Annotated in this window: 10 protein-coding genes; 6 read left to right on the top strand and 4 right to left on the bottom strand. The window is 67.8% G+C overall.

What is annotated here, in order from left to right; all coding sequences use genetic code 11:
• Positions 1-69 precede the first annotated feature (69 nt).
• From V6U90_RS31475 to V6U90_RS31465, 3 genes are all read right to left on the bottom strand, one after another.
• Positions 70-747 carry a hypothetical protein gene (locus tag V6U90_RS31475; RefSeq protein ID WP_334444484.1) on the bottom strand — a complete coding sequence of 226 codons (678 nt, stop codon included), beginning with the start codon at positions 745-747 and terminating at the stop codon, positions 70-72.
• Positions 748-949: 202 nt separating this feature from the next.
• Positions 950-2380 carry a PrsW family intramembrane metalloprotease gene (locus V6U90_RS31470; RefSeq protein ID WP_334444482.1) on the bottom strand — a complete coding sequence of 477 codons (1431 nt, stop codon included), beginning with the start codon at positions 2378-2380 and terminating at the stop codon, positions 950-952.
• On the bottom strand, positions 2377-2859 hold the full coding sequence (locus V6U90_RS31465; protein ID WP_334444480.1) for a hypothetical protein: 483 nt from the start codon (positions 2857-2859) through the stop codon (positions 2377-2379). The genes V6U90_RS31470 and V6U90_RS31465 overlap by 4 nt, the downstream gene beginning before the upstream one ends.
• Before the next feature lie 45 nt (positions 2860-2904).
• Between V6U90_RS31465 and V6U90_RS31460 the strand changes: the two genes are divergently transcribed.
• Both V6U90_RS31460 and V6U90_RS31455 read left to right on the top strand, forming a co-directional pair.
• Positions 2905-4119 (top strand): hypothetical protein, encoded by a 1215-nt coding sequence (locus V6U90_RS31460; protein ID WP_334444478.1) that lies wholly within the window; start codon positions 2905-2907, stop codon positions 4117-4119.
• A 16-nt stretch (positions 4120-4135) separates the two neighbouring features.
• On the top strand, positions 4136-4678 hold the full coding sequence (locus V6U90_RS31455) for a hypothetical protein (RefSeq protein WP_334444476.1): 543 nt from the start codon (positions 4136-4138) through the stop codon (positions 4676-4678).
• Positions 4679-5116: 438 nt separating this feature from the next.
• Here the strand turns inward: V6U90_RS31455 and V6U90_RS31450 are convergent, their stop codons facing one another.
• Positions 5117-5410, bottom strand: a complete 294-nt coding sequence (locus V6U90_RS31450) for a hypothetical protein (protein WP_334444474.1) — start codon at positions 5408-5410, stop codon at positions 5117-5119.
• Positions 5411-5701: 291 nt separating this feature from the next.
• Here V6U90_RS31450 and V6U90_RS31445 point away from each other — a divergent pair, with 291 nt between their 5' ends.
• The 4 genes from V6U90_RS31445 to V6U90_RS31430 are packed head-to-tail and all read left to right on the top strand — an operon-like array spanning position 5702 to position 9888.
• Positions 5702-7069, top strand: coding sequence for an ABC transporter substrate-binding protein (locus V6U90_RS31445; RefSeq protein WP_334444472.1), 1368 nt, complete (start codon positions 5702-5704; stop codon positions 7067-7069).
• A 1-nt stretch (position 7070) separates the two neighbouring features.
• Entirely contained in the window at positions 7071-8039 is a 969-nt protein-coding gene (locus V6U90_RS31440; protein ID WP_334444470.1) for a carbohydrate ABC transporter permease, read from the top strand.
• Positions 8036-8914 carry a carbohydrate ABC transporter permease gene (locus V6U90_RS31435; protein WP_334444468.1) on the top strand — a complete coding sequence of 293 codons (879 nt, stop codon included), beginning with the start codon at positions 8036-8038 and terminating at the stop codon, positions 8912-8914. Before V6U90_RS31440 ends, V6U90_RS31435 begins: the two co-directional genes overlap by 4 nt.
• A 32-nt stretch (positions 8915-8946) precedes the next feature.
• A complete protein-coding gene (locus V6U90_RS31430; protein ID WP_334444465.1) occupies positions 8947-9888 on the top strand; it encodes a phosphotriesterase family protein in 942 nt (313 codons plus the stop codon).
• Positions 9889-10079: the final 191 nt, after the last annotated feature.

The following is a 10079-nucleotide window of genomic DNA, read 5'->3' as shown; positions in this document are numbered from 1 at the left end:
ACCATGATCCAACCCGAACGACCCAGGTCAAGCCGACCCGCCGACGAGCACCTGACCAGTCACCTAAAATTAATACTGCATAACGCAGTAAACAACAGTCGGATGCGTGAACCGATACCAGCGGTTCCACCGGTAGTCCCGCGTGCACCTGGCGCCATTGGAAGCCCCGGGGACGATGTCGATGATGTGTACCGTGCCCTTTGCCTTACATTTCGACGCAGCGACGATCCAACCATCGTTCTTCGGGAATTTGTAGCAGTAGTTGCGTACCAGGTGGAGCTCCAGGCACAGGCGGTAACCGTCCTCCGTAATGTACCCAGACTCGGGGTCGGCGCACTCACCCTGGCCATAGTCCAACGAAACCACCCGATAGGTGCCGCTGGTGCCGTTGCAGTTGCCGATCCCCAGGAAGTCCCCGTCTTCGTTGACGGCGATGCACTGGCCGATCTTCGCGGGCGGCGGTGGTGGAGCCTCCTCGGTCGTCGGGTCGTCCTCGGGTGGGGAATGGGTCTCCTCTGTGGATGGCGATGGAGATGTTGTCTGCGCCAAGATGGGAGAGGGTCCGTCGGCAACGCTCGGCTGCCGGCCGTCGTCCATGTTGGAGGCGACTAGCGCGCCGACCGCGACTACGCAGGTCCCGAGCAGGCACAGTGCCAGCACTCCGGCGATGGCGGCGATGATGAGAGGCTTCTTGCGCTTCGTCGACGCCAACGGCGGCACGGCCATGCCGGGTACCGGTGGAGTCATACCCTGATCGTCTGGTGGGTCAGACGGTGGAGGCATCGTCACCCGTGGAGTGTCACACATGCTCACTATCGGCGGCCAGATGCCCGGTACGGGCCGGATCAACGACCAGGAGGCCGGTCTTCAGCGGGCTGTAGAGGCCAGCCGATACGGAAAGAGGTCACGTCATGCGATGGTCACCGCTGGCTGGCGATCGCGCCCGGGATCAGAGGAATTCTGCCTTCAGTTCGTGAATTCGCTGCCGCAGCGATTCTTGGGCTTCCGGTAGATGCGGGTCACCCCGGTCGCGGCCCCATCGGGCGAACGCCAGGTCCAGTTGCGCGGAGTGCAGACGCTTCATCCGGGTGTAGGCCGGGCGGTCGCGACGCAGGAGCGCCTGTAGCCGCATCCGGAAGCGTAGCGGCGGATTCACCAGTACGGGCACCTCGGCCGGGCTGATCGCGCCGCGGGGGTCCCGCGCCTCCTCCTGGAGATGCTGGTGCAGCGCCCTGGTTTCCTGACGCAAGGCGATGATGATGAGGAGCAGCAGTATGGCGAACGCCGGTCCCTTGAGGACGATGAGGTTCAGCGGCTGCACCACGAATAGCTGAAGCAGCGAGTCGTCAGACTCCCAGTAAAGGCGGCCTATTGCGAAGACGTCCCAGATCAGGTGGGCCGCGATGGCGACGACGAAGCCGCTACCAGCGCACACTGCTCGTCGTCGCCAGTCATTGACATGCATGGCGAGTCCGATGCCGGCGCCGATGATCCCCGTGTAGGTGGCATGGCTGACCAGAAGCCCGGTGACCTGTCGGTACCAGTGCTGGTAGAGCACCGTACCGAGGTCCCCGGTCATATAGGACATGGATTCGGCGAACTGAAAGCCGACGCCGACGCAGGCGCCGACGACGATGCCACCGAGCATGCCGTCAACGTGCCGCCAGGCGAGCAGCACGATCACGAGGACCCCGGCACCCTTGCCTACCTCCTCCGGGACGGCGGCGGCGGCCGCGTGACTGAGGATCGTCGCGGTGCCGGGTAGAAGTTCTGCCGTGATGACGACGTGCAGGATGCCCTCGACCATTTGGGCGAAGTAGGCGGCGACGAACAGGCCCCAGGCGAAGGCGACCACGACCAGTCGCCACGATGGCTTGCGGTTGCGTTGCATCCGGCGAAATGTCCACAGCGCGAACAGGGTCGTTGGGATGCTCAGCAGTGCGCCCCGCCAGGCGATTCCCACCTCCAGGAGGGTGAGGAACACACCCAGGAGTGTGGGCGCTGCGAACACCACCCCGCCACAGATGGCCCAGGTCAGGTAGCGGCGACGCGGCGAGCCACCTGTGGCTGAGGTTATGGCGACGACGACAGCGGCGATACCGGCGGCGAACAGTGAGATGCCGGTGGCCCCGAGGCTGAGCATGCCGAGGACGCGTACCTCGGTGTTGTCATTCCGGATGACGCCGACAAGCGACGCTACGGCGATCATCACCAGCAACGCCTCACCGGTGGTGAGAGCGGCGCCGAGCAGGTCGAGCCGGTATGCCGCCGGCACTGTCGGATCCGGCACCAGCGGCCGGATCACCAGGAGGGGTGGCGGTGCGAGGCCGAGCCCGGATCCCTCCCGTGGGGTGCTGCTCGGCTGCGGCGGCTCCGTCATCGCTCGATTTTCACGTGTATCCAGGCGAGCACTTCCTCCGCCCGGTTCCCACGGACGGTGAACAACACGAACTGATATGTCCCCGCAGGTACCGCGGAGGTGGCGCTCAACGGCAGCGGACGGGCCCGTAGGTCGTTGAGATCCGGCAGGTCCACGCTGTTGGTCCGGTGGCCGAACGCGTCGTACCAACTCGCCCGCGCGGGTTCCTCGGCTACTGCCCCGGCCACACCCTCGTCGATCGTGGCGACCGGGATCTGTCCCTGTCGGAACCTCTCCTGCGGCAGATCGGCGAGGTGCGCCGTTGCCGGGTCATATGCGTAGAGCCGGATCGGCAGGGCAGGAGAGCGTTGTGGGGTGGTCGGCCAGGACACGGCCAGGACGACAGCGGAGGCGAGGACGACGACCGCCGCGAACATGCCGAGGACCGTCATCACACGCAGCGGAAGGCGGGCTCTCATGGCCTCGGTCTCGTCCGGCACGGGCACCTCCGTCCACAGTGGCGAGTTACCCTACCTTAACCCGAGGTGGCGGTCGCGCGGATCCGCGTGCGTATGGCCCAGTTCCGACGCTCGGATTGGGAGGCTATGTCCGCAGTGGCGTCAGTCAATGTGCTGGCCGACGGCGTACCCATCGACTGTGGCGGCATGGCCGACGGTCTCGCCGGCTGTTACGGTCCGGTCCCCGCCGTCGGCATTGTCGCATTTGGGGTGCTGAGCGCTGTCGGCCTCGCCGCTTACACGGCGTTCGCCATGCTGTTTCCACAGGTGCTCAATGCCGTGATGGGAATTCCGGCGACGAAGCCGGATCCCGACGGGAAATCGGTTGCAGATGGGCCGGGGACGTCGGACTCGCACCCGCTGCCGGCAATCGACCCGGCACAGCAGCAGCGGCTCAACGAGCTCAAGGCGGAGTTCGTCGAGCTGGTTACGAACCTCGGGTGCGACGGCGGCAAGGCCGCCGCGGTCGCGACGTACCAGCAGGGCTGCGGCTCGATCGACGACTTCATCCGGGACATGGAGGAGCGTGCCATCGGCGTGGTCCGGAAGGCCCGAAGCGCCCCGGAGATCGTCAAGGCGGACCTACAGAAGCTCGGTATCGACTTCGCATTCCGCAGGCAAGGACTCGCCGGGGCACCCGGTGAGTTCGGGAACGTGTTCGAGTACTACATGAGCCTGTGGGCCGACAAGCGGAAAGCCGCGTTGAGGAAGATGGAGGCCGACGTCGCCGCCGGGATCCGGCCGCAGCCGACGAAGAAAGAGTTGAAGGCGGAGCCGGCCCGCACCGCCCTGGCCGAGCTGCAGGGGTCGACCAGCGCTGCCGAGAGTGCCCTCTACCGTGACCGCGCCAACGTGGAGGCCCTCAACAGGGCCGGCGTCTCGGCCGACCCGGCCCTCACCGACGACCAACTGGTCGCGCACATCAGGGCCCAAGCCGGCCAGCTCACCTTCAGCTCGACGACGGCCGCCGCGTACCACGCCCGGGCGCACTACCGCGAGATCCCGAAGAGCCGGCGGGAGGCGCGGGCATTCGTCGCGAATTATCTTGCCGCGGCGGAGAGGGTGGTCAAGGAGGGCCGGGCCCAGTTCTTTCCGGTACCGGACAGCGGCGCGAGGAAGGTGTGGTTCATCGTGGACACCACGAGTGACGTCGGCAAGCCCACTACGCTAACCGTCATCATCCGCGCGTGTGCCGACGGTCGCGTCGTCATGGCAACCTTCGGAAACTTCTTGCAGAACTGAACGGGAGTTCCAGACCATGGTGCGATACGACTTTCCCGACTCCGACGTCGACGGCTGGTTCACCGGCTTCGACCGCGCCATCGGTCTTCTCGCCGAGACGCGCGACGACGACCAGGCGCGGGCCGCGACCCTCGGCGACGCACTCTCCGCCGTGCTGGCGCTGTGGCTGCTGCGCCGGCAGGACCCGTCGGCGCAGTGGGCCGGGCAGCAGCTCACGGCGTTCTACGACCACGTCCGTGACGTGCTCGGCGAGCATGGCGGCGACTTCGCCGGGTACCTCGCCGAGTTCGACCTCGACCTGGAGAGCGAGACGGCCACCGGCTGGTACAACGCGTGCTTCACCCGCAGCGTGGTCGACATCCTGCGCAAGGACGCCGGCCTGCCGCAGAGGGCACTGGTCGCCTCCGACTGGGAGGAGGCGACGGACGAGGAGATGCGTGACGTCGCGACCAGGGTGCCGCCGCTGCCGGCCGACGCGATCCCGCGGGGCATGCCGGAGGAGCACTGGTGGTGGTTCGTCGCGTCCGGGCCGCCCGAGAAAATCGCGTACGACTACTGAGGCAGGTCGAGCCCGGGCGACCGCGACAATCTTGCCGTCCTCGGTCGTGACCCAGGCGAGGAACGGGGTCGTTGACGCCCACTGTTCATCGGTTCGCTTGGGTCCGTCTGCGACCCGGTCCGGCTGATCTACGACGTAGAGGTCCACCTGGACAGACCCCGTGAGCGGAAACAGCGACCGTGGCGGATGGAACACCCCCTGGGCATCCTAGGATGCACCGGTACCGCCCGCCTTGGACCCGTACCCACCGGCACCTGGTCGAGTGACCTGCCCGGCAACCCGGGCCGCTCAGGGTCTTCACGCCAGCCGCCCCCACCGCGTCCCGGCGCCCGCCCGAGGTCGGGGCGCCGGGACGCGCTGCGCCCTCGTCACGTTCTGCGGCCACCTGGTCTGCCACCCACCGGTCCGGCCCTCCGCCAGCGCCCGTGACCCGGCGGGTCAGCCGGCCGGGTGGGAGGTCCACGAGGAGCGGATCAGCTCCCGTTCGGTGGCGGCGAGGTGGGTGGTCGCGGCGAGCCAGGCCCAGGCGTACCGGTCCGGGTCGGGATCGGTGAGCCGGCCGAACGCGTCCCGGCCGCGCCGGTCGGACTCGTCGGCGAGGGCCGAGGCCACTGCGGCGGCGGTGGTGAAGCCGGCCCGGCGCAGCGGCCCGGCCAACCAGGCGGCCTCGTCGCGGGCCGCCTCACCGACGGCGCGGCGACCGCCGGAGACGGCCAGCTCCGGTCTCGTCACCCCGTCCGCACGGCGGGTGTGGGCCGATGTTCCGGCAGGCCGCACTCCTCCGTCCGGCGGGAAGGTCGGTGACCGCCGTTGACGCCCACCGCCCCCGAACCTGGCGCTATCCACACGATCCAGGCATGACATAAATCCTCAAAAGCCCACGAAAGCTACCCGGCCGCCGGGATTCCTCCCGGCGGCCGTTTCGTGTCCGGGTATTGCCCACACCTCGCTGACCTGGTACGAATGCTCAACTTAGAACTGAGGTTCATATATATGAACCACCCGGTCGCATCGGAGGATCACATGGATCAGCAGAACCCGAGGCCGGGAGTAGGCCTGACCGGCGCGTCGCTCTCCCGTAGGGGCATGCTGCGTGGTGCGCTCGCAGCGGGTCTCGCCGTTCCCTCCGTACCCCTGCTCGCCGCCTGCGGTGGCACCTCCCAGCCGAAGACCAACGACGCTCCCGGCACGCTGTCGATGACCGCATGGGAGGCGTACCCCGAACAGATCAGGGCACTTCTCGCCAAGTTCAAGGACCAGTCCACCGTGCCGGTGGACCTGTCCCTCATCCCGAACGTCGGCTACGGACCCGCGCTGCAGACGCGGCTGCAGGGCGGCCAGGCGATCGACGTCTTCTACAACTTCGCCTACGCCTCGACCAAGTACGTCGACGCGGGCTGGGCCGCCACCCTGAACGACTTCCCCGGGGTGGAGGAGCTGATCGACGACATGTTCCCGGCGTCGGCGGCCCGGCACCGCCTCGCCGACGGTCGCATCATCAGCGTCCCGTACTTCTCGGCCGTGCACTCGCTGATGTACAACGAGAACCAGCTCCGCAAGAACGGGATCAGCGCTCCTCCGGCCACCAAGGAGGAGGTGTACGAGCAGAGCAAGAAACTCAAGGCCGCCGGGGTGCCCAGCCCGTACGCCGCGTACTGGACCAAGCAGTTCCTGGAGGAGTACTTCCTCGTCTACCTGCTGGGCGACGGGATCACCCCGTTCGACGGCAAGGGTGCCCCGGCCTTCGCCGACGACCCCCGGACGCTGGGCGTCATGGAGTGGTGGAAGGCCATGTACCAGGAGGGCCTGACCTCCAAGGAGGTCCTCACCGCCGACCCCGGGGCACACGTCACCGCGATGGCGCAGGGCAACTCCACCTTCTTCGAACTGCACCACTACTTCCTGCAGATCGTGCGGACCACCGACGGCCCCGAGTCGAAGAACGTCACGATGCTGTACCGCAGCCCGGGCACCAGCGGCAAGACCCTCCAGATCGGCGAGGTGATCCAGCTCGGCGCGAAGGCCGGCGGCCAGCGCGCCCAGGACGCCTGGAAGCTGCTGAAGTTCTACGGCTGGAAGGACGAGTCCGGGGCGTACTCGACGTTCAGCTCCTGGGCGAAGGCGGCGGCCCTGCTCGGGCCGTACCCGGGGCTGTTCAAGGACAAGGACTTCCTGGCCGCGTGGCCGTCGTACTACGACATGGCCAAGCTGGAGGACTCGTTCGCCAACCAGAGCGACGTGGTACCCGCCCGGGTCACCCCGTGGTACGCGTCGTTCCAGGTCAAGGTCGGCGACCGCATCCAGGCGATGCTGCTCGGCCAGGCCGGGGTCAAGGAGACCGTCGACTCCCTCGCGTCGGATGCGAAGAACCTTGCCGCCGCAGGTCAGTGACGTGCCGACGCAGACTGCCGGAGAGGCCCCACCCGCAGCGGCACCGGCCAACCGGCCGGCGCCCCGCCGACGCCGGTCGGTCCAGGGCCGGGCCGACGCCCGGTTCGGGCTGCTGCTGGCCACGCCCGCGCTCATCCTCGTCCTGGGGCTGGTGGCCTGGCCGGCCCTACGGACCACCCTGTACTCCCTGCAACGGGTCAACCTCGCCGGCGAGGAGAGCTGGGCGGGCCTGGCGAACTTCCGGACCCTGTTCACCGACGAGCAGTTCCTCGGGTCGCTGACCACGACCGTGCTCTACGCGGTCGGTTTCCTGGTCGTGTCCACCCTGCTCGGTCTGGTCTTCGCCCTGCTGCTCAACGAGACCTTCCACGGGCAGTGGCTGGCCCGGAGCCTGCTCATCGTCCCGTGGGCCTGCCCGTGGGTGATGTGCGGGATCATCTGGAAATGGTTCGTCGACGGTGAGGTCGGCGCCCTCAACGGCGCGCTCTACGAGTTCGGGCTGATCGACAGCTACGCGGCACCGCTGTCGGACAACACCGGTGCGCTGGTCGTGGCGGTGCTCGCCGGGGCCTGGCGGCAGGCGTCGTTCACCGGCCTGCTGATCCTGGCCGGCCTGCAGACGATCCCCCGGGAACTGCCCGAGGCGGTGATGGTCGACGGCGCCAACCTCTGGCAGCGGTTCCGGCACCTGACGCTGCCGTGGCTGCGGCCGGTGATCGTGGTGGTCGTCATCATCAACACAATCTTCGGGTTCATGCAGTTCGACACGGTCTGGGCGCTCACCCAGGGCGGGCCGGGTGACGCCACGTCGGTGCTGTCGATCTACCTCTACCAGCAGCTGTTCGTCTACACCAACACCGGGCTGGGCTCGGCGACGGCCGTCGTACTCGGCGTGATCGCCCTCGTCCTGGGCTTCGTGTTCGTCAAGCTGCTCTACCGTTCGACCGCCATCGCGGAGGCCGTGGAATGAAAACGTCGTGGTTCCGGCGCGTGCTGGTGTACGTCGGCTTCGGGCTGTTCCTGGTCTGGATCCTGTTCCCGCTGTACTTCACCGCGTTGAGCAGCTTCATGACCCCGTCGGAGATCGGGTCGGTGCCGTTCCACTGGCTGCCGGAGGATCCGACGCTGGCCAACTACATCGCCATCTTCACCGGCGACAGTGCGCCGTTCTCCTCCGGACAGGACGGGGGGATCGTGTCCAGCACCGACGCGGTCGCCCGGCTGATGCCGGCGATCGGGCGGAGCCTGCTGGTCGGGTTCGCGGTGGTGGCCAGCAACCTGATCATCGGCGGTGCGGCGGGCTACGCGTTCTCCCGGTACGAGTTCCGTGGCTCCACCCTGACGTACCTGCTGCTGCTCGCCTCCCGGGTGGTCCCGGCGATCGCCATCGTGCTGCCGTTCTTCATCGTGTTCCGCCATCTGGGGTTGCTGAACACCTCGCTGGCCCTGGTGATCAGCTACAACGCGTTCACGTTGCCGCTGGCGGTGTGGCTGCTCAAGACCTACTTCGACAGCGTGCCCCGGGAACTGGAGGAGGCCGCCAAGATCGACGGCGCGTCCCGGCTGCGTTGCCTGCTGGTCATCGTCGTGCCGATCGCCCGTCCCGGGCTGATCGCGGCCGGGCTGCTGGTGTTCCTGGAGTCGTGGAGCGAGTTCTTCTACTCGCTGGTGCTGACCAATGGGCTCACCGTACCGCCGGTCGTGGCCGGCCTGCAGAACCTCCAGCAGTTCTCCTGGACGACGTTGGCCGCCGCGACGATGTTCACCGTCATCCCGCCGGTGCTGATCGCACTGGCCTTCCAGCGCTACATCGTGACCGGCCTGGCCGCAGGGAGCGTGAAGTGACCGTGCCGCACGCAGTGGAGGGGACAGTACCGATGGGAACGTGGACGGGCCGGGTGATGACCGTACGGGGCCCGATCGACCCCGGGGAGATGGGCAACACCCTCACCCACGACCACCTGCTCTGCGACGGGTGGGGGCTACGGCAGCTGTACGAGGCGATCCTCGACGACGAGGAGATCGCCATCGAGGAGGCCCGCCGGTTCGCCGCAGCCGGCGGTGGGACGATCTGCGACCCGACGAACATCGGGCTGAAGCGGGATCCGGAGGCGTTGCAGCGGATCAGCGTCGCCTCCGGGGTGCACGTGGTGATGGGCGCCGGCTGGTACCGGGAGGTCGTCTACCCGGACTACATCGAGACCGACAGCACCGAGGCCCTGGCCGGACGGTTGGTCGCGGAGATCGTCGACGGGGTCGACGGCAGCGGCATCCGGCCCGGGTTCATCGGCGAGATCGGCACCGAACGCGGGTTCATCAGCCCGGCGGTGGAACGGGTGTTCCGGGCCGCCGGGCGGGCCCACCGCCGGACCGGCTGCCCGATCATGACCCACACCACCCACTGGGGTGAGCTGGCGCTGGAACAACTCGACCTGCTCGCCGAGGAGCAGGTCGACCCGGCGCACGTGATCGTGTCGCACCTCGGCGACCGACGCGGGGTCCGCTGGTGGCTGCCGATCGCCGAACGGGGCGCCTGGCTCAACATCGACAACCTGGCGTTCGTGCAGGGGTACGCACCGCTGGAGTTCCGGGCCGACAACGTCGCCGAACTGTGCGCACTGGGCCTGGCCGGTCAGCTGATGCTCTCCAACGACATCTGCGAACTGGGCCAGTTGGCCGCGTACGGCGGGGTGGGCTACGCCAACGTGATCGAGAACTTCCTGCCCATGCTGCGCCAGCGGGGGGTGTCCGAGGAGGACATCCACCGGATGACGGTCGCGAACCCCGCGCGGGCGTTCGCGTACGCCGCACCGTCATGACCGGCTCACCCCGCCGGCCCGCACACGTCGGTCGGTGGGGGTACCGGCAGTCCCGCGAAACCGTGAAGGAACGTGGAGAGAGAGCTTGACATCGTCCCGGTCCTGGAGGACGGGGGTTCCCTTGGTCGCCCTCGGGTTTTCCTGTTTCGCCGACGACCGCCCCGTCCGAGAGGACTCTCGTTGAGGTCTTA

This window comes from Micromonospora sp. CPCC 206060 (assembly GCF_036906895.1).
Taxonomy (GTDB): Bacteria; Actinomycetota; Actinomycetes; order Mycobacteriales; family Micromonosporaceae; genus Micromonospora.
The sequence above is the reverse complement of the archived record's forward strand: the minus strand, read 5'-3'. Positions and strand labels throughout refer to the sequence as shown.